The organism is Vibrio sp. 10N.239.311.G01, assembly GCF_041465805.1.
Taxonomy (GTDB): Bacteria; Pseudomonadota; Gammaproteobacteria; order Enterobacterales; family Vibrionaceae; genus Vibrio; species Vibrio crassostreae_C.
Genome location: NZ_JBFSRM010000015.1, coordinates 23,780 through 49,131, shown reverse-complemented (window position 1 = coordinate 49,131; position 25,352 = coordinate 23,780). Strand labels below are relative to the sequence as shown.

The window sequence follows — 25,352 nt, the reverse complement described above, 5'->3', positions numbered from 1 at the left end:
AGGATTAATTCGTTAATGGTGGGTAGCATTCAATAATCTCGACGCCATCGTCTGTTTCTATCGTGATATTTTCAATGCCAGCCGGGCAGAAAAATTTATCGTACTTATTGAGTACTAAAATTTCTTCGTCTAATTTAATCGTACAACTGCCAGCAGCAATAACACCGACATAAAAGTCGTTCTCAGATTTGGTGATGCTGCTAATGACTTTTGTGCGACAAACTCGATATCTGTCGGTTGTTTTGTCATCAATGAGAGACTCTTTTACCGATCCGTCAGCATAAGCTGTTAATAGTTGAGGTGTCTTTTTGTTCTGAGTTGCCACAGCTTCAACCGACTTCTCTGAATAGTCAAAAACATCAAGGCAAAAGTCCAAATCTCGCTTCATGTAGCGAGCTTCTTCAGGAAGTGTATAACCAGCTCGTTCAAACTCAAATCGAACAGCCCAGTCCGATGGTTCCATTATCTCAATCATTAGAATGCCTTCGCCAATCGCGTGAGGCATTCCTCCTGGAATAAAGTAACACTCACCAGGAGATACTTTGATTTTTTCGAAGCAAGTTTTCAGTCGGTTAATGTCTTGTTCAACAATGATCTCTTTCAACGTTTCTTTAGTCGGAGGCGTCTGAAATCCGAGATAAATATAAGGATCATCAATCTCCTCACGAACTTGTAAAATATAGTAGGCTTCAGCCTTGCCTGAATTTGAATCTAGGTGCTTTTGGGCAAACTCTCTGGTTGGGTGTGCTTGGAAATGTAAGCGAATTGAAGAGTCTAGAAACTTAATCAAAACCATAGGGTTAGGACCGAATCTACTGAAGTGCTCTTTACCTAAAAAATACTCAGGATCTAGATCTAATAATTCGGCGAAATCGAGTGAGTGATCGCCGATAATCGCAGTTGATTGACCTTCACTGATTGTTTCTCGACCTGGGTTAACGGCTTTAGTGACCGATGCAATCCAGTCTTCAGGAAAATGAGAGTCGACCGGAACGCTTTCGTTATTAATTTGGTCTAAAACCTTACCACCACTGTAAGAGCGCCAAACGCGGTTCTGACCAAATCGAATCAACTTATTTTTGTATTCCATGCCTAGCCCTTTAAGTTCAGTGTTTTTGTTAAGTTATGTAAAGTTTGCATTGCACCAACCTCTTGAATACATTCGAAAAGGTCGACTATCTTATTTACGAATTCGGCATCTGCAAGAAGGCTAGATTCAAAAATACCATCAATGCTTAATAAAGAAATGACAGCTTCACGAGGCGTTTTACTTTCTTGTTTGATTTGCTTGAACACGCCAGCCATTGGATCATGAACCTCGATAGCATCGCCGTTGTCATCCATGCCAATCACATAAGCCATCCACCCTGCAATGCCCAACTCTAACCAAGTTGTTTGAACAGCATTTTCACGGTTATATTTGAGAGATTCACAAAATCGTGGTGGTAATTTCTGACTTCCGTCCATTGCTATCTGAGAGGTAAGGTGTTTTAAATTTGGGTTAGAGAAACGTTCAATCAGCGAATCTGCGTAAGCTGCAATGTCAGTTTCCTTTGGTAACGACAATGAAGGCGTTTGCTCATTCATCATGAAGTCTAGAATCACCTTCTTAAAATATGGGTCTGAAATCGCTTCTGACACATACTTATAACCACTCAAGTATCCCAAGTACGCAAGAAGTGAGTGACTACCATTTAGCATGCGTAGCTTCATCTCTTCAAAAGGTATGACATCATCGACAAATTGCGCGCCCACTTCATCCCAATTTGGTCGACCAATTACAAACTTATCTTCTATTACCCATTGTCGAAAAGGTTCACAAGCGATGGCACATGGATCCGAGTAGCCGATAGCTGTTTCTATATAAGATAAGCTTTCTTTACTCGCCGCTGGAACAATACGGTCTACCATAGTGTTTGGGAATGTGACATTAGCCTCTATCCAAGAATACAACTCCAAGTCGACCAATTTTGCAAAACTAAGAATAGCCGACTTCGCTACTTCTCCATTGTTTTGAATATTGTCGCAAGACAATACGGTGAACGCGTTAATATTCCTTTCTTTTCTGAGTCTTAAACCTTCAACGATATAACCGATGGCGGACACTGGACGAGAAGGTGAGTCGAGATCGAGCTGGATGAGACGATTGTTAACATCAAGAGAGCCAGTACTTGGTTCAATGCAATAGCCTTTTTCTGTGATAGTCATTGAGACTATACGAACGTTTGGATTCGCAATTTTTTCGATGATAGTCGACTGACCGTCTAGATCTGGATGTAAGGATTGAGTGATTGCCTTTGATATTTTTATTTGTTCGCTTGTCGCACCTCTCTCCAAAACAGTGTAGCAATGACCTTGCTCTCTTAACTGCTGAATAAGCGATTGTGAACCAAATAAGTTAATGGAACAGATCGTCCAGTTAGACTTTTTATTGTCTAACAATTCGCTTGTATATAAAGCTTGATGAGCTCGATGAAAAGCCCCTAAGCCAATGTGAACAATTCTCTGTTCTTCTTTTAAGTATTGATTTAAAACATTTTTATTCATACTTCCGCACTCTCACTCCAATTTTTAAAATCAGACGGCTATAAAAATTACCATTAGAGAGTAACATTCATTTGTATTATTTAAACGGCATATCATCAGAGATTTATTTTTTTGTGAGAAGTGTCAACCAATTGGTAGACCAATTTTGACAGCCAATATCTAGGGGCGATATAAAAGAAAGCGAAAGGTGTTTAGTTTTTAAATATCACGGTTAGGGATCATTATGAATATCGATATACTTATAGTTATAGGCTACTTCGTTTTCCTCCTCGGAGTAGGTTGGATGTTTCGATCAGCAACGTCATCGACAAGTGATTACTTTAGGGGGGGAGGCAAAATGTTGTGGTGGATGGTTGGGTCCACAGCATTTCTTCAAGCACTGAGTGCTATGACGTTTACTGGCGTAATGGGAAAAGCTCTTGATGTTGGCTTATCCATCTCTGTTATCTTTTTTGCGAATGCTCTTGGTTACTTTTGTAACTACTTATTCTTTGCTGCAAGAGCTCGACAGATGCGAGTTATCAGTCCAATCCAAGGCATTCGCAAACGTTTTGGTCCTGTTAGCGAGCAAGTTGTAACGTGGGCGACGGTACCGTCGAGTGTACTTCAGGCTGCGCTATGGCTGAATGCATTAGCGATCTTTGCAAGTGCGGTATTTAATATCCCAATTGAAACAACGATAGTTGCTGCGGGTATGGTTGTACTTCTTATGTCTCTGGTCGGCGGAAGTTGGGCTGTAGTTGCATCAGACTTTATACAGATGATCATCATTACTGTTGTTACCTTCATAGCGACAATCGTAGCGATATACAAATCTGGTGGTGTAGCACCAATCCTAGAAGCGGGTTTGCCTGATCAAGGGTTTGTTGGAGAAGGGTATAGCTATACCTACTTATTTGTTGGCTGGTTTATCTGTATTTTCATCAAACAGTTCTTCAGTACAAACAATATGATTGATTCTTACCGCTATATTGCAGCAAAAGATACTAATAATGCACGTAAAGCTGCAATCCTAGCGTGTTGTCTAATGGCGTTTGGACCTTTCATTTGGTTCCTTCCTGCTTGGTATGTAAGCGGAAATTACCCAGATATGTCTACATGGGGCCTCGATGTTCTAGGCAAAGATATTTCTAATGCCACTTATTTTGTCTTCGTTCGTAACGAGATGCCCGTTGGGATGGTTGGCTTGATGATGTCAGCTATGTTTGCTGCAACCATGTCGTCAATGGACTCTGCATTAAATAGAAATGCCGGCATATTCATTAAAAACGTTTATGAACCTTACATGGCAAAAGACAAATCAGATAAATCGATCTTGTTTGCAAGTAAAGTTTCTACCGTGGTATTCGGCTTGTTGATTATTGTTTGTGGCTTGTTCATGAGCAAACTGCAAGATTTTGGTCTATTTGATGCACTTATGATGGTGAGTACGCTTGTCGCGTTCCCTGTGCTTATTCCGTCACTGCTTTGTTTCTTTATCAAGAAGACTCCAGATTGGTCATGTTGGGCAACCATTGCCGTAGGCGCTTGTGTTTCAGCCGTTATTGCTTCAACAAATGCACCAATGATCGAAAGCCTGTTTAATTTATCTGAACCATTGTCTAGTCGTGAATTCGCTGAAATGAAATCGATAACCATGGGCGTAACAGGGCACATTATTATCACAGGTGGTTTCTTCTTGCTGACTCAACTTTTCTATAAAGAGCCAACAGGTAAGCGTGCTGAAGAAATCGCAGAGTTCTTTAGTAATGCAGAAACTCCAGTAATTGTAGAAGATTCGCCTCAAAGCTTCGAAGCTGATAGACAACAGTACATTTTACTTGGTCGAGTGTTATTGGCGACAAGTGCAGCGCTTCTCCTATTAACGCTGATACCAAACCCTATGTGGGGAAGAATGTTATTTGTATTAATGGCAGCGATTGTCGGGTTTATATCTTGGTTATTACTACGAGCTGGTAAGTTAAATGATGTAAAACTAAAAGCTTACACTGTCTAATTAAATAAAATATCAGACGAAGCCTTAATAAGGCTTCATCAAAAAAATTAATAATAGGTAATAACTTATGAAGCAAACTTGGCGATGGTATGGTCCAAATGATATTGTAACGCTTAATGATATTCGTCAGGCTGGGGCAACAGGAATCGTAACGGCATTACATCATATTAAGAATGGTGAAATATGGTCTAAAGAAGAAATACTAAAACGTAAAAAGTTAATAGAAGAAAATTCACTTACATGGGAAGTTGTCGAAAGTATCCCTGTTCATGAAGAGATCAAGACTCAAACTGGAAATTTCATTCAATGGATAGAGCACTATAAGCAATCTATTATCAATTTATCTGAATGCGGAGTTGATACAGTTTGCTATAACTTTATGCCAGTTCTTGATTGGACGAGAACAGATTTAGAGTATGTACTCCCAGATGGCTCAAAAGCATTAAGGTTTGACCATATTGACTTTGCTGTTTTTGAGCTATGCATACTAGAACGAGAAGGTGCACATGAAGAGTATTCAAAAGAAGACATTGCACTTGCTCGAACTCGTTTTTCTAACATGCCTGATGACAAAATTGCACAGCTAACATCGAATATTATCGCTGGTCTACCAGGTGCGGAAGAAGGCTATACTCTTCAGCAGTTTAGAGAGCAACTGGATCAGTACCAACACATTGACGGCAATAAGTTACGTGAAAATTTAGTTTACTTCCTAAACGAAATTACCCCAGTGTGTGAAGAGTACGGCGTGAAGTTGGCCATTCACCCTGATGATCCACCACGCCCAATTCTTGGTTTACCGCGAGTGGTATCTACGATTGAAGATATCGAATTCTTGACGCATCGTGTACCGAGCAAAATGAACGGTATTACTATGTGTACCGGGTCTTATGGCGTGCGAGACGATAACGATCTTGTGAAGATGATTGAAACTTTTGGTGATCGAATTTATTTCACGCATCTGCGTTCAACAAAGCGCGAAGAAGAACCCGGCAACTTCCATGAAGCAGCTCATCTCAATGGTGATGTTGATATGTATGAAGTGATATTTGCACTTCTTAAAGAAGAAAATCGTCGTACTAATAATGGACAAAGTGATTTAATTCCAATGCGGCCTGATCATGGTCACCAAATTATTGACGACTTAAATAAAAAAACAAACCCAGGGTATTCTTGCATAGGCCGTTTAAAAGGCTTAGCTGAGATTCGTGGTGTCGAGTATGCATTGACTCGGTCTCATTTTAATTAATGTGTTTTCAATTCGATATTGGGTTTTTAAATTAAGCTAACCCAGGGATATTATCGGATTAGCTTATTTAGTGTCAGTGAAAATATTGATAATCAATAAGGGAAGTCGTTACTGTTACTTCCCTTTATTTATAGGTGATGATATGTCGGTTCAACAAAAATTTGGCGGTGAACTTTCGGATGAGGAATTTAGAAAATTCACCCTATATACAACACAAAGTAATAATAAACATGATGACGAGTCGAGAGCTCAAATCTTAGGCTTCACCAACAATAATGTTCGAGTTGCTCCAGGAGCTATCGTTCGCATTGGTGAAAACCAAATCGGAACACGAAGTTATATAGGCCTATACAGCTACATTAATGGTGATGTGGAGGTTGGTGAAGACGTTTTGGTAGGGCCACATGTTTCTGTCGTTGCGTCTAATCATTTATTTGACCCGACTTCAGAGAGCTTTAGTGGTCGTAGTGATTTGGAAAGCGGAAAGGTCACAATCGCAAAGGGTGTTTGGTTGACATCTGGTGTTGTTGTCACTCCAGGAGTGAGCATCGGTAAATGTTCATTGATTTGTGCTAATTCGGTAGTGACATCCGATGTGCCCCCATATTCGATTTTTGCAGGGACCCCAGCGAAGCAAATTGGTCATATTGATGCAGAGACAGGGCAATATCATTGGTCGAAATAGAGGAGTAACACATGCTACAACTAGAAAGAACGCATGATTTCCAAATTTTTTTGTCGCCTTGTAACGAAATTTCCTCAGTCAATCCCCCAAGTTTCAATTGGCCTCAAGGAGAGTATGGTTCTGCATATAACATCGAACTTGAAGACAAAGACGGTGAGCAAAAATGGGATTGGAAATCGGTGCAGTCTCCTTTACAACCGACATTTCAGTTACCTCAAGGTAGCTATCGCTGGAGAGTGACTTGCCTCAATACTCTAGCAAAATCTGATTGGATTGTTTTTGAAATCACGACGGAGTCAGAAAACTACTTGGCACCGGACGCTATGTCACTATTCTCACTGTGTACTAATAAAGACCAGTTTATGATGTATCTCGATGAAGATATTGACGCAGTCAGCAATGCTTCATTAAGTGCAAGAGACAAGTTACGCAATAGTGTTGAACTAACTGATATAGATGACATTTTATATTCTAATCATTATCGCCGTGGTAATGAAGAAGGGAAGCGTACAGCTATCGCTAACGTAAGACGTTGGATTGATCGCGATCTTATCGCACTAACATTACTATATAAGGTGTGGGGTGATGAGGTGGCAGGACATAAGGCATGCCAAATTTTATTGCGCTTATCCGAGTGGAGCCCTGAAGGCCCGGCGTCACTGTTAAGGCCTTGTACGTGGGGAGATGAAATTGGCCTGTCAATGACGCGAAATTTGTATCTTGCCTATCATTGGTTGTCTCCATTGCTGACGACCGACGAGTGTTCATTCGTCAGGCCGCTCTTAATTCGATATGCCTATCAAATGGAAGAGCGCTTAGAGCAAGATAAGTTTAAACAGTACCCGGGACATTCACATACATCGCGTTTGCCTGCTTACTTAGGCGTTGCTGCCCTTGTGTTACACAAAGAGTTTGAACTTAAAACTTGTGAACGTTGGCTTAATTACGCCTTAATGATTTACCGAGGTGTGTTGCCTTTCTATGGCGGAAAAGATGGCAGTTGGGTTGAGGGGCCTTTTTATTCTTCTTCCTATACCAAGTGGCACCATCCGTTTTTCTTGTCGGTTGAGCGTTTAAGTGGCTTTTCTTTCTATAATCACCCGTTTTATAAGAATTACGTTAAGTTTGCTTTGGACTTTGTGGCGAATAACGATCGAATTCATCCCTTTGGTGATGGCTTCTGGTGCAAGAGAGAAGGTAAAGAGTGGCCTGGTTTCTTTGCGCAAAATCCACTCAGAATATATGCACCACGGTATGGTTGTACGAAGTCGATATTAGAGTCCAAGAAGTTAGAGTCCAATATTGAGACTTACAAGCTCCATTTATTAGATATAGTACCGACGTATCCGCAGTTACAATTTGAAAAATCGGATCAACATTCAACCGTTTCTAATACGTTAATGACTTCAAATGAGGCGTTTGTTTCTGACGAGACTGCTCTGTGTGTGAGCCCTGCGTCGAACAACATTTACTATTCATACGCAGGGTTAGGTAAAACTGCCCATAGTAAAATGTCGGTGTACTACCGAGCAAGTAAGTTTGGTAATAGTTCTCATCGCCATGCTGATCAAGGGAATGTTGCACTAGTCGATGATGGCGTTAATGTTCTTACTCCGAGTGGCAGTTATGGCTATAGGTTTGGTAGCAAACATCATAGTTTATGGACTCGAACTACGCAGGCGCATAATTTACCCTTATTTGGTGGTGTCAATTTAGACGATAGCGTTACCAACGCGACTGAAGGTCAGAAGATAGATTGCGCAACAGCTCAAGCAACAGTAATCACTCGAATTGATAGCAATGAGTTTCAATGTGTCGTTCTAGATCTCGCGAATGCTTATGAGAGTTGTGAGTCGTTTGTGCGAACAATAATACAAGTTGCAGATAACGGGGTCGTTATTGTCGACAACATTAGGCTATCTGAACCCAAATCGATGCAATGGCGAGCCCATACCCCGCTCGAAGTTGTTATTAAGGGGGGGAGTGTTGATTTGTACCATGAACAAGAAACTTATTATCTTGGAATGATGAGTGATCCTTCTTGTGTAGTTAAGTTAACAAGTGAAATTGATGACGGTGATGGTTTCAAAGGGAATGTTGAATCTGACGCTCAGAAAGATATTAAACATCTAGAATGGTTCATAGAAGAACAGCAGCAACATCAAGTGGTTATGAGTTGCTTAAAACAACCAATAGATTACGTGTTAACTGACGAAAATACTTTGATACTTGCCCATGCGGGCCAGTCTTTTAAGCTCAATGTAGAAACTGGTGAGGAGATCACTCCGTAAAAATCAGGTGACATAAGTATTTTATGTCACCTATTTTCTAAAGATTGTCTTTTGATGTCGCGATAGCGGGAATGGAGTTAAACAGATAACCATCAAAATTAGGGTCGGTAAAATCAGAAAGCTCTAAAAGCCTAATCTTCACATGTTCTAGATGTTGCCACATCGCTTGCTTGGCTTCGATTGGGTTCTTGCGTCTCATTGCTAGCAAAATAGCAGCATGATCATCTAGCCACTCTTTCCTATAGTCTTGGATCTCGATATGTGTATGCAGTATCTTCCACATAGGGCTAGACTCACGACGTTCCCACGATTCCTTTAGAATATCGACCAGCACAGAATTCTGTGTCGCTTCGGCAATACACTGATGGAACATTCTGTCACCAACCGGATTTTGGACATTGTTTTCAATTTCGCGGCGCTCAATTTCTAGAGCTTCACGCATTTTTTCGATATCAGCAGGGGTTGCTTGTGTTGCAGCAAACTCAGCAATACTGCTTTCCAATAACTGTCTTGCTTGAAGCATTTCAAAAGGACCTACATCTTCATTTTGTGCCACTGTTGATGTAGTCGGTAAGTTAACGATGTACACTCCCGAGCCTTTCTTTACTTCAACGAGTCCCTCAAGTTCCAGCATGATGATTGCTTCTCTAACCACAGCTCTGCTCACGGATAGACGCTCAGCAATATCTCGCTCGGGCGGTAAACGACTTCCAATCGGGTAAAGACCATCAGATAGTTCTTTTCTCAAGATAAGACCGAGGGTTTGATAAGGGCGTTTGGGTTCGAAGTTGATCATGGAAATGCAGTGTACCTTTGGATCTGTGGTTTGAATTGAAAGTTTTCGCTAACTCGAAAGTCATTGTAAACGCTTATAAATGTCAATTCGAGTAAAAACCTAACTAATCCAACTCTCATTGTATCAAAGCGTAACGGTTCGTTGTGGTCACTTTTATGTACATGAACAAAAGGTTATCAACTTCGATATTAAACTTTCAAAAGCCATACAAGGAACGCGCTCATAGTTTTGAAGTGAGATTAAGCGTATTTCGTATAATCTTGAGTTTTTGATCAATAGCACAAGCCGTGAATAACCGCTATGTTCAATAGAGTTATATCACCTAACAAGTTGATATTGATAATAAACAACGGTGCTTGTAAAAATACAGATATAAACTTCAAGCCTAATCTGATTGAGAGTAAAAGGAACAACATGCACTACGACGTATTCAACGGAGACGCAGATGGCATAATCGCGTTGTTACAGCTGCGATTAAGTGAGCCAAGAGAGAGCGTGCTCATTACTGGTGTTAAGCGTGATATTAAGTTGGTCTCTCAAGTTGTTACTCAAACTATGGAGCCGGGTAAGCAAGGTGATGTTTCTTCCGTTACCGTTTTAGATGTATCGATGGAGAAAAACCTGCCTGCACTGCACTCACTGCTAGACGCAAACATCAATGTATTTTATTGCGATCACCACCGAACAGGGGATGTCCCAACTTCTAGTCATTTAGATACTCTGATTGATACCGCGCCAGAGAGCTGCACGAGCTTGCTGATTAACCAGAAGCTGAATGGTGCGCATGTGGCTTGGGCAATCGCAGCTGCCTTTGGCGACAATCTAAAAACGGTGGCGGCGCGGCTAGCGGATGAAAATGGATTCGCTCAATCTCAAAAAGAGTTTCTAGAAGAGCTAGGTACCTTGGTTAACTACAACGGTTACGGTTCGTCACTGAGTGATTTGCATTTCACGCCAGCTGAGCTCTACAAAACCCTTTATCAATACCCGAATCCGTTTGATCTTTTGGATGATAAAGACTCTGTGTTTTATCGACTACGAGATGCTTATCAAAATGATCGCCAGCAGTTATCAAACCTTGCTCCTGTTTATGAAAGTGAAGTCGCACGTGTGTTTGAACTGCCAGGTGAGACGTGGGCAAGGCGCATCAGTGGCGTATTTGGTAATGAAATCGTTAATCAAGATCCAAACCGAGCGCAAGCAGTATTAACGAAAAACCAAGACGGCGAGTCTTACACGGTGAGCTTACGAGCACCATTATCAAACAGAACGGGTGCAGACGAAATTTGCTCAAGTTTTGCGACTGGCGGAGGAAGAAAAGCAGCGGCTGGAATTAATCAACTTAATGAACTTGATAAGGTGAATTTTATTTCACTATTGGATGCATATTATTCATCTGGCACTGACGGTTAACTGAAAAAATCCCGACGTATACATTCAAAATCCTACAAATTCTTGCTCCTATATTCCGTTATACGTGTGTATTGCTAGCACATGTATGATGGCTATATCCAGGCTGTTTTAGTGATATCACTCGCAATGGTATCTGGTCTTAGGTCAGTAATTACGGCGTATTTGGGATGATTTTTGCCGATTTAAAGTTTATTTTTTCCTATCGGTGATTTTTTATATTTTTGGTTAATTATCTTAGTGAATTAAGGTTGATTAAATATTTATATGGTCAATGCATTCAGCCGAAAATAACAGTTTTTAGCATTTCAATTTGAATGAAAAGTCAAAATCATATTGATTCTGATATTCAATCTGTGACTTAAAATCACAAGTTAAATCAAAGGTCATCTTTTCCTATAAATTCCATTACTTTTCTATAAATATTCATGATTACAATGAATTGGTTCGGTTGTGATTGGCACAGCTGTTAAGTAAGGAAGTGGGACTAATGTTGAAACGTAAAGCTCTACAATTAGCAGTATCGCTCGGCATGGCGGCAATGTCTGGCGCTGTTTATGCGAATGGTTCAGATATGACGAATCCAGACTCTGGCGTGGTGGTTGGCTATTGGCATAACTGGTGTGACGGTGGCGGCTACCAAGGTGGTAATGCGCCATGTGTGACGCTGGATGAAGTGAACCCAATGTACAACATCGTGAATGTGTCATTCATGAAGGTCTACGATGTGGCTGATGGTCGAATCCCAACTTTTAAACTGGACCCAACCATTGGGCTTTCAGAAGAACAATTTATTGACCAAATCTCGGAACTCAACAAGCAAGGTCGCTCTGTGCTGTTGGCTTTAGGTGGTGCGGATGCACACGTAGAGCTAGAAACCGGTGATGAAAGAGCCTTTGCTGATGAGATTATCCGTCTAACTGAGCGTTACGGTTTCGATGGCCTAGATATTGACCTTGAACAAGCAGCCGTAACCGCCGCAAACAACCAAACCGTGATTCCGGATGCACTTAAGCTAGTGAAAGATCACTACCGCGCAGAAGGTAAAAACTTCCTTATTACAATGGCGCCTGAGTTCCCGTACCTAACGACAGGCGGTAAGTACGTTCCTTATATCGATAATCTAGAAGGCTACTACGACTGGATTAACCCACAATTTTACAACCAAGGTGGCGATGGTATCTGGGTTGAAGGCGTGGGTTGGATTGCTCAAAACAACGATGCGTTAAAAGAAGAATTCATCTACTACATTTCTGATTCGCTTATCAACGGAACGCGTGGCTTCCACAAAATCCCACATGACAAGCTCGTGTTTGGTATTCCTTCAAGTATCGATGCTGCAGCGACAGGTTTTGTGCAAGAGCCACAAGATTTATACGACGCATTTGATAGCCTAACGGCGCAAGGCCAACCGCTACGTGGTGTAATGACTTGGTCTATTAACTGGGACATGGGCACCAACAAAAACGGCCAACAATACAACGAGCAGTTTATTAAAGACTACGGCCCGTTTGTACACGGTCAAGTAACGCCACCACCAGTAGAGGGTGAGCCTGTTCTTAAAGGTGTCGAAAATACGCGTGTTCTTCACGGAACAACGTTTGATCCTATGGATGGCGTAACGGCAACAGACAAAGAAGACGGCGATCTAACGTCATCAATCGATGTTGAAGGATACGTCGAAACGGCGGTTATCGGCACTTATGTACTGACTTACCGTGTTAAAGATAGCGATAACAATGAAACAACCAAAGCAAGAACGGTAGAAGTTTACAGCCAAAAACCTGTATTCGATGGCGTGTCTGATACTACTGTCATGTTAGGTAACGCATTTGATCCGATGGCGGATGTTAGTGCAAATGATGCTGAAGATGGTGACCTAACAAGCACCATCACACACACTGGCAGTGTCGATGTGAATGAAATCGGCAACTACACACTTGTATACAGCGTAACAGATAGCGCGAACCAAACCGTAACTGCTGACCGTAAAGTGTCAGTAACTGATGGTTCTAACTGTGCTGCTCCATGGGATTCAAACACAGTTTATGTGGAAGGTGACCAAGTTTCGCATGACGGAGCAACGTGGGTTGCAGGTTGGTATACTCGTGGCGAAGAGCCGGGAACAACAGGTGAATGGGGTGTTTGGAGAAAAGTTTCAGACTCTTCATGTGGTGGTAACCCAGATCCGGGCGATGACTTAGAGCTTTCGGTTTCAGGACTTCAATCACAATATGCGCCAGATAACGGCAACGTGCGTTTAGATCTGACACTGACATCAAATGAAGCATTAGATGTTACCGCTATGGTGATCAACAATGCAGGTACTGTGGTTGAGCAAACTAAGGTTAACGTAACGGACAGCCGTGCTATTACCATCGACTTATACGATGTAGCGGAAGGGCAATATGCACTTGAAGTAGTCGGTAAAGCATCTGACGGTGAAATGGTGATGGTAAACGATTCGTTCGCTGTTAAAGACGGTGGCGGAACAACACCTCCTCCAGGTGATTACCCTCCATATGAAGCGGGCACAAACTACGCAGCGGGTGACATTGTGGTCGGCAGCGATAATGGCTTGTACGAATGTAAGCCTTGGCCATACACGGCATGGTGTGCAAGCGCGTCTTACGCTCCAGCAGATAGCCAATACTGGCAAGATGCTTGGACAAAGCTGTAGTCTGATAGCTCAACGCTAGCAATATAAAGTAGACGATCAAAGAGAGGCCATTGTGCCTCTCTTTTTTATGTTTAAACAGTTCTGACTTAGAGCTTTAAAACCCACTTAACCTTAAACTCTGCTCTGCATATTGCTCTAGATCAAAATAGGAGTGATTATCAATTGTATTACATGTTAAGAAATAGCACTATGCGCACATTGAATTTTATATATTGTTAATATTTGCATAATGAATCTTGCTCAAGTCGACCTCAATCTACTCGTTATTCTTAAACACCTTCTTGAAGAGAAGCACGTTTCCAACACGGCATTGGCGCTGGATATGAGCCAACCTACGGTGAGCCGATCTCTGCAAAAACTGCGTACCGTTTTCAATGATGATCTATTGGTGCGAGCGGCTTATGGCTATGAGTTAACGCCAAAAGCAGAAGCCATTAAGCAAGATCTCAATTCGGTACTGACACGTTTAGAAAAGCTGGTACATGGCGATGTATTCGAGCCGCAAAGCAGTGACAGTACGGTTCGCTTCTTTGGTTTAGTGCCTAATGTCGCGCACTTGCTGCCCAAGGTAGTTGCGGAGATACGTCAACAAGCGCCAAACATGACTGTTGATATCGACTCGATTCCTAAACGACACTTTGAGCCTCTGTTATCCGGTGATGCGCACTTTGTGTTGTCGACCCACGAGCCGTTAAGTTCAGAGCAAAATTTGTATCGAATGTTCGTGATTAGCCGCGATTACCGTTTGCTGATGAGTAAAAAACATCCTTTGGCGGACAAAGAGATCACGGTTGATGACTTGTTGAATAGCCAACTTGGTCAAATCTCACTGCAAGGGGATAAGAAGCTCTCGATCGAAAGTCGATTTAAAGATCTTGGCTTGATTGATAAGCAGCGCCAGCTGTCCATTCCAATTCAGCTTTCCAATTTTAACGTCGCGCCGGATATGGCAGAAGCAACCGACATCATCTTTCATTTACCGACACCTTTTGCTCAACAAGCCGCTACGCAAAGAGATCTTGTTTGTAAACGCGTGCCTAAAGCGTTGCGCCACCCATCAGAAGACGTCTACTTATACTGGCATAAGCGCTTTCATAACGACCCGATGTGTCGCTGGGTTCGCAATATATTCAAAGAGCTTTATACATAATCCATCTGCAGGGTGAATGAAAATTACGAATACCTATCGAGTTGGATATAGATCTCTTTCATTATTTGAATGGTGAATAACGAGAATCGATTTTTGGTATGAAACTTTCGTTGATAAGAGTGGTAGTTGGTTGTTTAATGCAAACCATTATCATTACCAATCACATATAAGAATGAATATCATGTCTGAGAGATCTCTTTTGATTCGCAAACCTCTTTTGGTTCGTAAACCCCTTTCGATCGCAGTCGCTGTTATTTGTACCTCACTTTCAGCTAACGTGTTGGCGCAAGAAGAAGCGCAAGCAACAGATGAGCAAATGGTTGTTACGGCAACTCGTACCGAGATGGCACTAAAACAAGCACCAGCTTCAATGTCGGTTATCACCGCGCAAGACATCGAAGACAGCCCTGGTATTACCTTGGCAGACATCGTTGCCGAATCAACGAGTGTTGAGTCTGATTTTGATAGCACACGTGCTGGCCGTCAGATGATCTCTATTCGTGGTATGGATTCAGATTACACTCTTATCATGGTGAACGGTCGTCGTTTAAGCTCTGCAAGTGCCATCATCCGTGGTAACGACTTCGACCTATCAACGATTCCTGCTGATTCGATCGAACGTGTTGAAATAATCCGTGGCCCAATGTCTGCACTTTACGGTTCAGATGGTATGGGCGGTACAATCAACATCATCACTAAGGCTCCAGAAAACGATTGGAGCTCTACACTGAGCATGGACACTTCATCTCCACTTGATGGTGATGGAGGGGAAGAGTATTCGATGGGCTTCACGACATCTGGTGCGTTGATTGAAGACGAGTTGTTTGCTCGCCTATCTGTTAACCAAACTAGCCGTGATGCTTGGCAACCCTATTCTGGTATGCATAGCTCTGGTTACGATCGTTCAGACATTACTGCGTTAGAAGAAAGAGAGACATTAAGCTTACTCGCGAGCCTGACATGGAATGCAACAGACAACCAAACCATTGATTTCGATTTTGGTTACAGTGACGACGAACGTGAGTCATCTGCGGAAAACGTATCATCTGTGATTGAGTCTGACACACGTGTTGTACGTCAGAGCCAAGCGATCACACATAGTGGTTTTTGGAGCTGGGGTGACACGCAAGTACGTTATTCACGTGAAAATGTGACAGATAATGATGCTGCGGACTCAGATACTAACTATAGCAGTGACATCGAAGAGCTGACTCAAATTGTTGAAGCTTCGGCGACCACTTATCTTGGTGATAGTCACACCGTAACGTTTGGTATGGACTACCAGTTGAGTGAATTAACCAACAAAGAAAACTTAGTCAATGGTACATCTGAAGCTTATCAAGGTGCGTTATTTGTTCAAGACCAATGGTTAATGACGGATCAACTAACGGCAACCATTGGTGGTCGTTTAGATAAGCATGAACTGTACGGTGAAGAGTTCAGCCCACGTGTGTACTTGGTTCATCAAACAACGAATGACCTGATCATCAAGGGTGGTGTGGGTAAAGCATTTAAAGCACCAACATTGACTCAAAATCAGACAGACTACACAGTTAATAGCTGTAAAGGCGTATGTGATTTACATGGTAATGAAGATCTTAAGCCCGAAACCAGCTTGAACTATGAGATCGCTGCGATTTATAGCCAACCTCGTTGGAATGTTGAAGGTGCCTTATTCCGAAATGAAATCAACGACCTAATTGATCGTGATGAAACCTATTGTGAGAACGGCGGAGTGTTTGAATCGGGTAAAGGTTGCGCTGATAGTTCAAGCTCAACTGGCTATGTGAATGGTAAGCGTACTTATACAAACGTATCAGAGGCTGTAGTTCAAGGTGCTGAGCTTACAGGCCAATTCCAAATTACTGATGAATGGGGTGTGTCTGGTAATTACACATTCTTAGACACTGAAGATAAGTCTACTGGTGACGAATTACTTGAGCGTTACAAGCATTCGGGTTTAGTTAAACTGAACTGGAGCCCAACTTACGATCTAAGTACTTTCGTGAGTGCGCGTTACCGTGGTGAACGTCAGATCGAAAGCGATCTAACTCAAGACGCTTACACAACGCTGAACCTAGGTGCTGTCTACAACGTGAATGCTTCAGTACGACTACGTGCAGGTATCACGAACTTAACTGACGAAGCTGTATCACAAGAGCTAGAGAGCATGGGCTATGTTGAAGAGCCACGTACTTACTACGTAGGTATGACAGCGGACTTCTAATTTAGAGTTCAGTAACTGATAGCTTGATACAAAAGAACCCACACTGGCTGATGCTCTAAAAGGAGAATGGCGAGTGTGGGTTCTTTTTTGATCTATAGATTTGGTTTAATTTGCCGTTTATCTATTAATCTAGATTTTGACACATGTGATCAGCGCATTACCGGACTGAGTATCCCAAGGAATCAGCTTGTCGTAATCGTGCTCGAAGATATTAACCTCGAAGTAGGGCTTCAATATCTCGATTAACTCTTTAAACGAGAATGCCACCATTGGGTGTTCATCATTCCACACTTGAGTTTCACCAGCAGTCGTCTTTTCGATGCTAAGCTTTAGCGCTTGCTTATCACCCTGACCAGAGTAATACCAACCAGAACGGAACGTGAAATCGTCTTTGTCTTGGTTTGTTGTGTGTCTAACAAACAGGTCGTTGCTGATCTTGTCTTTATCAACCACGTTAAAACAGAAAATACCTTCTGGCTTTAACGCACGATGCACACTTTCAATACACTCTTTAAGCTTCTCAAGGCCATCGTTGTAATGGATGGAATACAGGAAGCAAGTGATAAGATCGAGTGGTTCCGTGACCTCAAAGTTACTCATGTTTTGTACTGAGAACTTGGCTTCCGGGCAGCGAACTTCTGCGATATCTAACATCGGCTTGTTAAGATCTAGGCCACCGCTTTGGTAACCGAAATCAATAAAATGACGAACGTGTGGGCCAGTGCCACAAGCTAAGTCGAGGTGTGTTTTTCCTTCATTTCCAAAGATTTGATGGAGTCTACGTACGCAGTTACTTTGCGCTTGGTAGTCAATATCTACACACATTAAATCATAGTAACCGGATAGGTCGGTATAGAGTGCGTTGGCGGACATATTTGCCTGCAGCATAAGCTGAAAAATTAGGGTGGCGCATCATATACCGAAATTGGAAAATCGCAATCAAATATTCGATCAATGAAAGCGTTTTATTTTCTAACTTATGGTCGTTTTAAATGAGACCGTTTAAAGGGATGTTTAAGCTGCCAACAACATCAGTACGCGTGTCATCGCTATTCACTTTGCCCTGACTACTTATTCGTTAACTAAAACAGGTGTTGCTCCCTCAATGCAGCGACCATACGGGCTTTGCGGAACGCTTTTATCACGAGACGAGATAGGAAAAATATGGTATCTAGGTAAACCCAGTGTGACATTTATAATTTTATGATTAATCAGTAATTTTACTGATTCAAACCGAGTTCTTGAAAAGGAAACAATTCAGGAAAGTGGGCTGTTGATAAAAACCAAATCACTCAAGCTAAATAAGCGAACTAAACAAGGAGAGTTGAAACAATGACATCAGCAATAAATGCACAGGGTTCAATGGAAAATAGAACAGCATTGGAAAGCAGTGCTTCAATAGAAATTAAGGTGGATGACTTGTCGGGTGGGGAAGTCATTGAATTACTTGAAGAGCACCTCGCTGATATGTACGCCACTTCGCCAGCCGAAAGCGTTCATGCACTGGATCTAGATGGGCTCAAGTCACCAGAGATTACTTTTTTCAGTGCTTGGAAAGACAGCCAACTACTTGGGTGTGTTGCCATTAAAGAGCTAAATACCCAACACGCTGAACTCAAATCGATGAGAACCTCACAGTTTGCTCGAAAGTCAGGTGTTGCGAGCCAACTTTTACAGCACGTATTGGATACAGCAACCGCCCGCCAGTATCAAACAATCAGTTTAGAGACCGGCTCAGAAGACTACTTTAAGGCTGCGCGTAACCTGTATGAAAAGTTTGGCTTCGGATACTGTGAACCCTTTGCTGATTATGTGTTAGACCCGCACAGCCAGTTTATGAGTATTGAGTTGCGTTAAGAGACTAGCCTTAGATGTCGACTTACTTTGCAGGTTTCTCCCTTGGCCTTTCGCTGATTCTTGCGATTGGCTCTCAAAATGCGTTTGTTTTAAAGCAAGGGCTTAAGAACCAACACGTATTGGCAGTTTGTGCTGTATGTGCCATTTCTGACGCCTTACTGATTAGCTTTGGCGTGACGGGCTTTGGCGCAATCGTTAAGCAGTTCCCACAAATTGAGCAGTTCGCCCGTTATGGTGGCGCTATCTTTTTGGGTGTCTATTCATTCTTAAGCTTCCGATCAGCATTTACCGAAAACCACGCCTTAGAAGCCACGGCAGAAACTAAAGACTCATTAACCAAAGCGATTGCGATGTGTTTGGCGTTCACTTGGCTTAACCCGCATGTGTATTTGGATACTGTGGTATTGCTGGGGTCTATCTCAACTCAATATCAACCGGATCAAATGTTGTTTGGCGCTGGGGCGGTATCGGCGTCATTCGTGTTCTTCTTTTCACTTGGATATGGCGCTCGCTTCTTGGCTCCAATGTTTAAGAACCCGAGAGCGTGGAAGGTGTTGGAATTTGTCGTTGGCGTGATCATGGCATCTATTGCAATATCTTTGATTGTCTAGCTGCGCGTAATTAGGCTTCCATTTTGGTATAGGTGTTGAATACACGCCAGTAGAAAGCCTAACCTTACGTTTAATCTCACAAGCAGATGCAGTAAATATCGAATTCTTCGGCCCGAAAGCCGTGATGTAGCGTTTAGCACAGTAACTCTGGGCGCTTCGTACAATTTTTGACGACCTCTGTGAAATAGCTTAAAGCTAAAGCTATGGACACCTAAAACCGCTCTAACGTTGAGCGGTTTTTTTATGTCAAAAATAACGATTGGTCACGCTATGGGCGGAGTTGGTCCAAAGCCTGAAATTAGTTGGTTTTCACAAGCTTATAAAAGGGAATTATCTCGACTATTTTGGTAGATTAAAGGTATTACCGACTTCCAGTGAGCAGCAATGAAGATTCTTCACACGTCCGATTGGCACCTTGGCCAAAACTTCTACAATAAAAGCCGTAAGAATGAACATGAACGGTTTTTACAATGGTTACTTGAGCAAGTTACAGAGCACGACATCGACGCGATCATTGTTGCTGGCGACATTTTCGATACCAGTACACCGCCGAGTTACGCTCGTGAGATGTATAACAAGTTTGTGGTCGATTCGAACAAGATCGGTTGCCAGTTGGTGTTATTAGGTGGTAACCATGACTCGGTGTCTGTGTTGAAGGAGACACAGCAATTACTGAAGTACATGGGCGCAGACGTAATTCCGAACACCAATGAAGATCATGCGACTCAGGTTGTCGAACTAAAAGGTAAGAACGGCGATGTAGAAGCGCTGGTTTGTGCCATTCCTTTTATTCGCCCTCGCGATGTGTTGATGAGCCAGGCGGGTGTCACTGGCGTTGAGCGTCAGAAGCAACTCGGCGATGCAATCAAACAGCATTATCAAAGTGTTTATGATGCGGCGGTTGCTAAGCGCGCGACGTTTGCAAACAGCGAGCACATGCCGATCATCGCTACCGGCCACTTAACTGCGATGGGTGTTCAACAATCGGATTCGGTACGTGATATCTATGTCGGCAACCTTGATGGTTTTGCCGCTGATGGCTTCCCAGACGCAGACTATATTGCACTTGGTCATATCCACCGCCCACAAGTGGTGGCAAAGCGTGAATACATTCGTTATTCAGGCTCTCCAATCCCACTAAGTTTTGATGAACTTAAGTCTCAAAAACAAGTGTGTGTGGTTGAGTTTGTTGAAGGTGAGCGCACCATTTCTCAACTGCCTGTTCCCACATTCCAACCTCTAGCTGAAATCAAAGGCGACTTGAGCGAGATCGAATCTCAGCTTAACCAATACATAGGTTTAGATAGCGACCAAAGCGTATGGTTATCGATAGAAGTGCAAGCGCAAGATTACTTGTCGGATCTACAAGAACGTATGCGCGCACTGACCGAAGGATTGAATGTGGAAGTACTTCAACTGCGCCGAGCAAGAGAGCGTCGTAATCAAGCATTAGAGCAAGAGTCGGCAGAGACCTTATCTGAACTGAGCCCGATGGACGTGTTTACGAAGCGTATTGCCTTAGAAGAGTTTGAAACCGATTCTGAAAAAGCGCGTTTAGAGCGCATGACGGTGAAGTTCAAACAAGTGATGGTCGAAGTGTCTGAAAGCGCTCAAGCGCCCAATAAAGTAGAAGAGTAATCGTATGAAGATTTTAAGCCTAGAATTTGAAAACCTGAACTCTTTGAAAGGGCGCTGGAAGCTCGATTTTACCCAATCGCCGTTTGCAGAAAACGGTCTGTTCGCAATTACTGGTCCAACTGGGGCGGGTAAAACCACCATTCTTGATGCGATTTGCTTGGCACTTTTCCATCGCACACCGCGTTTGAAAAGCATTGCTAAAGGTAATAATGAATTAATGACTCGTGGTATGGGCGAGTGCTTTGCTGAGCTTGAATTTGAAGTGCAGGGTAAAACGTACCGCTCTAACTTCCACCAAAAGCGCGCACGTGGCAAACATGATGGCGCACTGCAAACGCCGACCTGTGAATTTGCAGATGCCGACACAGATAAAGTGTTAGAGACCATGCTCACTAAGAAGATCAAGTTGGTGGAGCAGGTCACGGGCCTCGATTTCTCACGCTTCACTAAATCCATCATGTTGTCTCAGGGTGAGTTTGCGGCGTTCTTAAATGCCAATGCTAACGACCGTGCAGAGCTACTTGAAGAGCTGACGGGAACAGAAGTTTATAGCCTGATTTCAGAGCGTATCTACGATCATTTTAAGTCGAGTGAAGAGTCGCTTAATCAACTTAAAGCGAAAGCTGAAGGTGTGAGCTTACTGTCTGAAGAGCAAATCAAAGAGCTGACCGCAGAGCGTGAAACGCTAGAAGTAGAGCAGAAGCGTTTAGCCGAGCAATTAAAAGAGTGGCAAGTGCATCTTAGCTGGTGGAAAGACGTGACCAAAGCTGAGCAAACTATTGCGGCCAGTGAGCTCGATCTGAAAACCGCTCAAGATGAACTAGACCGTAACCAACCGTCACTAGAGCGCTTGGCAAACAGTGAGCCGGCTGAAAAGCTGCGTCCAGTACACAAAGATTTAAAGCGTTGCGAACAAGAGGTGAACACTACTCAAGCTCACCTAGATAACAGCACCAAGTTACTTGCCGTTCGTGATGCAGAAATGCAAGACGCGCAAACTAAACTGACTCAAAGCAGTGCGATTGTCGAACAGGTAAAAGCCGAACAGCAGGATCAAGAGAAGATCATCGAGCAGGTTCGCCCGTTAGATAACCAAATTGCCGTACTCAAAGATAAGCAAACTGCGGCCGTTAGTGCAGCGAATACGCTTAACGAGCAACATACGCAGCAGCGTAATCAACAGATTGTTTTAGTCCAAAAAACAGATGCACTGAAGCAACAAGATAAACTCAGCACTGAGTACCTAAATACGCATCAAGCTGACCAACATCTGGAAAAATACCTAGGTCAGTGGCAAGCAAAGGTCGAGCAAGTTCGTACTCTAGAGCGCCAGCATTCAGAGCAGTTGAATTCAGCGAAGCAAGCTTTGTCTGCAGTTGATGCACAGCAAACGATCATCAAATCCGCGCAAGATGCTAAAGCAACGCAAGATAAAACTTTAGCTGAATTGGTTGTTCTCGAGAGTAGTGCAAAGCAACAGTGGGAAGCCTTGCAAGGCAACACTAGCGAGCAAGTGTTGAATTCGCAAAAAGATCTGTTGGAGTTTTGGAATCGCAATACGCACTCATTACTCGAGATCAATCGTGGTTTCCTAAATGCCCAACAACAGCTGCACGCAAAAACACAGGCACATCAAACCAACACCCAGTTGGTCGACAAGCTTTCGAAAGAGCGTGAAGTGTTGCTTCTGCGATACCAAGAAAAAAAGACCTCACTTGAACGTTTAGTTCGCTTAATTGATCAAGAAGGTGACCTTGCGAAATACCGAGCGTCATTGAAGCCAGGTATGGATTGTCCATTGTGTGGTTCAACAGACCATGCGATCGAACAATCACAAAGTTCGAAGGATTTGAATGCCCAGAAAGAGCTTGAGGAACAAGAATTAGCAGCGATTCAGAAAGAAGGCCAAGAGCATCGTCAGCAGTTAGATTCTCTTACCCTTGTGATTGTGGCGCTTAACGATGACATTCAACGTGCGCAAGCGGACATTCAACAAGCTCAACTGAATTGGCAAGGCGTTGTCGGCAAGCTTCAACAGAGCTTAATTGGCTTCGACGATGCAGATCCGGAACTAGCGCTGCTAACCAATGATGATTTAGGTAATGAAGCGGCAGTGGTTTATTTCACCGAGCAGTATGAGCAGCAATTAAATTACACCATTCAGCAGCTCAAAGCGTTAGTTGATGCCAAAGCACATTTTTCTGAAGTTGAAAAAAAACGCCTGTCTGCGAGTGTCGAAGCTGATAAAGCGCAGTCTAATTTAGAGTTAGCTGAGCAGCGCTTAGCGGATCTGAATAAGCAAAACCAAGTCGCAAACGAACAAGTGACTCAGATAACTCAAGCGAAAGAGCAGCAATGGAACGCTTTGAAAGAGAGCATTGTTCAAACTTCTATCGAAGCACCTGAACTTGAGCATATCGATGATTGGTTTACTGCGAAATCGCAAGCATCAAGCACATGGCAGCAAACCAAACAGCAACAGGCCGATATTGAGAAGCAACTGATTACTCAAAATGCCGAATTGAAAACGTTAGACGACAAGCTAAGCAGTGTTGAGAAAGAGCTCGCGACACTGACGCAACAGAGTGAGTCTTTAGTGTCAGAACTCACTCGTGTAACGGCTGAAAGAACAGAGTTGTTTGGTGACAAAGACATTCAAGCCACCAGCAATGCGATGAAGCAAAGAGTCACTGAAGCAGTAAATGCATTTGATGCCGCGCAGTTAGTGCTTAACCGCAGCGAACTTGAACATCGAACCGAGCAAACCAAACACACTGGTTTCTCGGACGAGTTAGTCAGTAAGCAATCGAGCTACACACAAGCGTCGAATGCTTGGTTAGAAGCGCTGAAAACTAGCCCGTTCGAAGATGAGGCTAATTTTGAAGCAGCGTTGTTAGATGAAGAGGTTAGAACTCAACTTCAAAGCCTGAAGAAGTCTTTAGACGAAGCGATTGTCAGTGCGCAAGCTAGGTTGAACGCCGCCAAAGCGACACAAGTGGATCTACTAAATCACGAAAATGCGAAAGCATGGCAAGAGCAAGACCAACAGCAAGTTGAAGAAGCGACTACTGAGTGTCAAAACGCACAGCAAAGCCATGCGACCAAGATCGGTGCAATTTCTGCCAATCTTGAAACGGATAGCCAGAACCGCAGTAATCAGCAAGATCTGTTTAAGCAAATTGATGAGCAACAAGTCGAGTTTGATGATATCTCTCGTTTGAACTCACTTATTGGCTCTAAGAACGGCGACAAGTTCCGTAAGTTTGCCCAAGGTTTAACATTGGAAAACTTGGTGTACCTTGCGAACAAGCAGCTACAACGTTTGCATGGTCGTTACGAGCTTAAACGTAAAGCCGACGATGGTTTAGAACTGCAAGTGCTCGACACATGGCAGGGCGATGTGATGCGTGATACAAAGACTTTATCAGGTGGCGAAAGCTTCTTGGTGAGCTTGGCGTTGGCATTAGCGCTATCTGATCTTGTGAGCTACAAAACCAGTATTGATTCTCTGTTCTTAGATGAAGGTTTCGGCACGTTGGATAGTGACACATTGGACATTGCCCTTAACGCGTTAGATAACTTGAATGCATCAGGCAAGATGATCGGTGTCATTAGCCACGTTGAAGCACTGAAAGAGCGAGTGCCCGTTCAGCTTAAAGTGACAAAACACTCTGGCTTAGGTGTGAGTGAGATGGAGAAGCAGTACAAGGTTGTCGCTTAGGTTGTTACTTTGGTTCTTGCTAAATTTATCTGCGCAGAAATAGAAACAGAGCTAGATGAAGCAGATCCCCGACTCAGTCGTTCCTCCTTCTCGAGGATGACGGAGTCGGGAGTAGTCACAAATCACTACGCAGTCACTCCTTAAAGTCAGGAACGAACGTCATAGAGAACTAGGCTTTGTTCGTATTGCCTTCGTCATTCTCTAAAGCGAGGTACGAACGTAATAGGGAATCTAGATTTGTTCGCATTACCTTCGTCATTCCCTAAAGCGAGGTACGAGCGTAATAGGGAATCTCTAGTAAACGCAGGAAGTGGATGCTTCAAGAAGGGAACGGCCATGCACAAGAAACCCCATTTACCGACTAAGATATGTCCTGTTTGCCAAAAGCCTTTCGCATGGCGTAAAAAATGGCAGCGCTGTTGGGATGACGTGATCTACTGTTCTGAACGTTGTCGTCGTAATAAGTCTTAGTCCCATAATCTGAATAGATCAGG

Annotated in this window: 17 protein-coding genes and 1 pseudogene; 14 read left to right on the top strand and 4 right to left on the bottom strand. The window is 43.0% G+C overall.

Features of this window, described 5'->3' with window-relative positions:
• Positions 1-4: 4 nt before the first annotated feature.
• Together AB6D06_RS13450 and AB6D06_RS13445 are read right to left on the bottom strand one after the other, a co-directional pair.
• Positions 5-1,090 carry a class I mannose-6-phosphate isomerase gene (locus tag AB6D06_RS13450; protein ID WP_065583617.1) on the bottom strand — a complete coding sequence of 362 codons (1,086 nt, stop codon included), beginning with the start codon at positions 1,088-1,090 and terminating at the stop codon, positions 5-7.
• A 2-nt stretch (positions 1,091-1,092) separates the two neighbouring features.
• Positions 1,093-2,547 carry a mannitol dehydrogenase family protein gene (locus AB6D06_RS13445; RefSeq protein ID WP_372058411.1) on the bottom strand — a complete coding sequence of 485 codons (1,455 nt, stop codon included), beginning with the start codon at positions 2,545-2,547 and terminating at the stop codon, positions 1,093-1,095.
• Between the two features lie 223 nt (positions 2,548-2,770).
• Between AB6D06_RS13445 and AB6D06_RS13440 the strand changes: the two genes are divergently transcribed.
• From AB6D06_RS13440 to AB6D06_RS13425, 4 genes are all read left to right on the top strand, one after another.
• A complete protein-coding gene (locus AB6D06_RS13440; RefSeq protein WP_065583619.1) occupies positions 2,771-4,543 on the top strand; it encodes a sodium:solute symporter family transporter in 1,773 nt (590 codons plus the stop codon).
• 67 nt (positions 4,544-4,610) lie between these two features.
• On the top strand, positions 4,611-5,792 hold the full coding sequence (uxuA, locus tag AB6D06_RS13435) for a mannonate dehydratase (protein ID WP_065583620.1): 1,182 nt from the start codon (positions 4,611-4,613) through the stop codon (positions 5,790-5,792).
• A 142-nt stretch (positions 5,793-5,934) separates the two neighbouring features.
• A complete protein-coding gene (locus AB6D06_RS13430; protein WP_065101257.1) occupies positions 5,935-6,477 on the top strand; it encodes an acyltransferase in 543 nt (180 codons plus the stop codon).
• An 11-nt stretch (positions 6,478-6,488) separates the two neighbouring features.
• Entirely contained in the window at positions 6,489-8,768 is a 2,280-nt protein-coding gene (locus AB6D06_RS13425; protein WP_102428733.1) for a heparinase II/III family protein, read from the top strand.
• Positions 8,769-8,805: 37 nt separating this feature from the next.
• Here AB6D06_RS13425 and AB6D06_RS13420 read toward each other — a convergent pair whose 3' ends face one another.
• Positions 8,806-9,564, bottom strand: a complete 759-nt coding sequence (locus AB6D06_RS13420) for an FCD domain-containing protein (RefSeq protein WP_083190198.1) — start codon at positions 9,562-9,564, stop codon at positions 8,806-8,808.
• A gap of 414 nt (positions 9,565-9,978) precedes the next feature.
• On the opposite strand from AB6D06_RS13420, the gene AB6D06_RS13415 reads away from it, so the two are divergent.
• From AB6D06_RS13415 to AB6D06_RS13400, 4 genes are all read left to right on the top strand, one after another.
• Positions 9,979-10,977, top strand: coding sequence for an acetyltransferase (locus tag AB6D06_RS13415; protein WP_102321015.1), 999 nt, complete (start codon positions 9,979-9,981; stop codon positions 10,975-10,977).
• Positions 10,978-11,464: 487 nt separating this feature from the next.
• A complete protein-coding gene (locus AB6D06_RS13410) occupies positions 11,465-13,654 on the top strand; it encodes an immunoglobulin-like domain-containing protein (RefSeq protein ID WP_372110476.1) in 2,190 nt (729 codons plus the stop codon).
• A 229-nt stretch (positions 13,655-13,883) separates the two neighbouring features.
• Positions 13,884-14,804 carry a LysR family transcriptional regulator gene (locus AB6D06_RS13405; RefSeq protein WP_017059189.1) on the top strand — a complete coding sequence of 307 codons (921 nt, stop codon included), beginning with the start codon at positions 13,884-13,886 and terminating at the stop codon, positions 14,802-14,804.
• A gap of 181 nt (positions 14,805-14,985) precedes the next feature.
• On the top strand, positions 14,986-17,031 hold the full coding sequence (locus AB6D06_RS13400) for a TonB-dependent receptor domain-containing protein (RefSeq protein ID WP_229647289.1): 2,046 nt from the start codon (positions 14,986-14,988) through the stop codon (positions 17,029-17,031).
• Positions 17,032-17,160: 129 nt separating this feature from the next.
• Here the strand turns inward: AB6D06_RS13400 and AB6D06_RS13395 are convergent, their stop codons facing one another.
• Entirely contained in the window at positions 17,161-17,904 is a 744-nt protein-coding gene (locus tag AB6D06_RS13395; RefSeq protein ID WP_029235856.1) for a class I SAM-dependent methyltransferase, read from the bottom strand.
• 459 nt (positions 17,905-18,363) lie between these two features.
• Between AB6D06_RS13395 and AB6D06_RS13390 the strand changes: the two genes are divergently transcribed.
• The 6 genes and pseudogenes from AB6D06_RS13390 (at position 18,364) to AB6D06_RS13365 (ending at position 25,329) form a co-directional block, all read left to right on the top strand.
• The gene (locus AB6D06_RS13390) at positions 18,364-18,888 is read left to right on the top strand and encodes a GNAT family N-acetyltransferase (protein WP_017059192.1); all 525 of its coding nucleotides are present in this window, start codon (positions 18,364-18,366) and stop codon (positions 18,886-18,888) included.
• A gap of 14 nt (positions 18,889-18,902) precedes the next feature.
• Complete coding sequence (locus AB6D06_RS13385) at positions 18,903-19,499, top strand: LysE/ArgO family amino acid transporter (RefSeq protein WP_017059193.1); 597 nt, start codon at positions 18,903-18,905, stop codon at positions 19,497-19,499.
• A gap of 13 nt (positions 19,500-19,512) precedes the next feature.
• Positions 19,513-19,670, top strand: a pseudogene (locus AB6D06_RS13380) (porin family protein); the annotation flags it as partial.
• A 213-nt stretch (positions 19,671-19,883) separates the two neighbouring features.
• Positions 19,884-21,137: an exonuclease subunit SbcD gene (gene sbcD, locus AB6D06_RS13375; protein ID WP_017059194.1), complete on the top strand. Its 1,254-nt coding sequence runs from the start codon at positions 19,884-19,886 to the stop codon at positions 21,135-21,137.
• A 4-nt stretch (positions 21,138-21,141) separates the two neighbouring features.
• The gene (locus AB6D06_RS13370) at positions 21,142-24,858 is read left to right on the top strand and encodes an SbcC/MukB-like Walker B domain-containing protein (protein ID WP_372110473.1); all 3,717 of its coding nucleotides are present in this window, start codon (positions 21,142-21,144) and stop codon (positions 24,856-24,858) included.
• Positions 24,859-25,194: 336 nt separating this feature from the next.
• The gene (locus AB6D06_RS13365; RefSeq protein WP_081324519.1) at positions 25,195-25,329 is read left to right on the top strand and encodes a DUF2256 domain-containing protein; all 135 of its coding nucleotides are present in this window, start codon (positions 25,195-25,197) and stop codon (positions 25,327-25,329) included.
• The last annotated feature ends 23 nt before the right edge of the window (positions 25,330-25,352 follow it).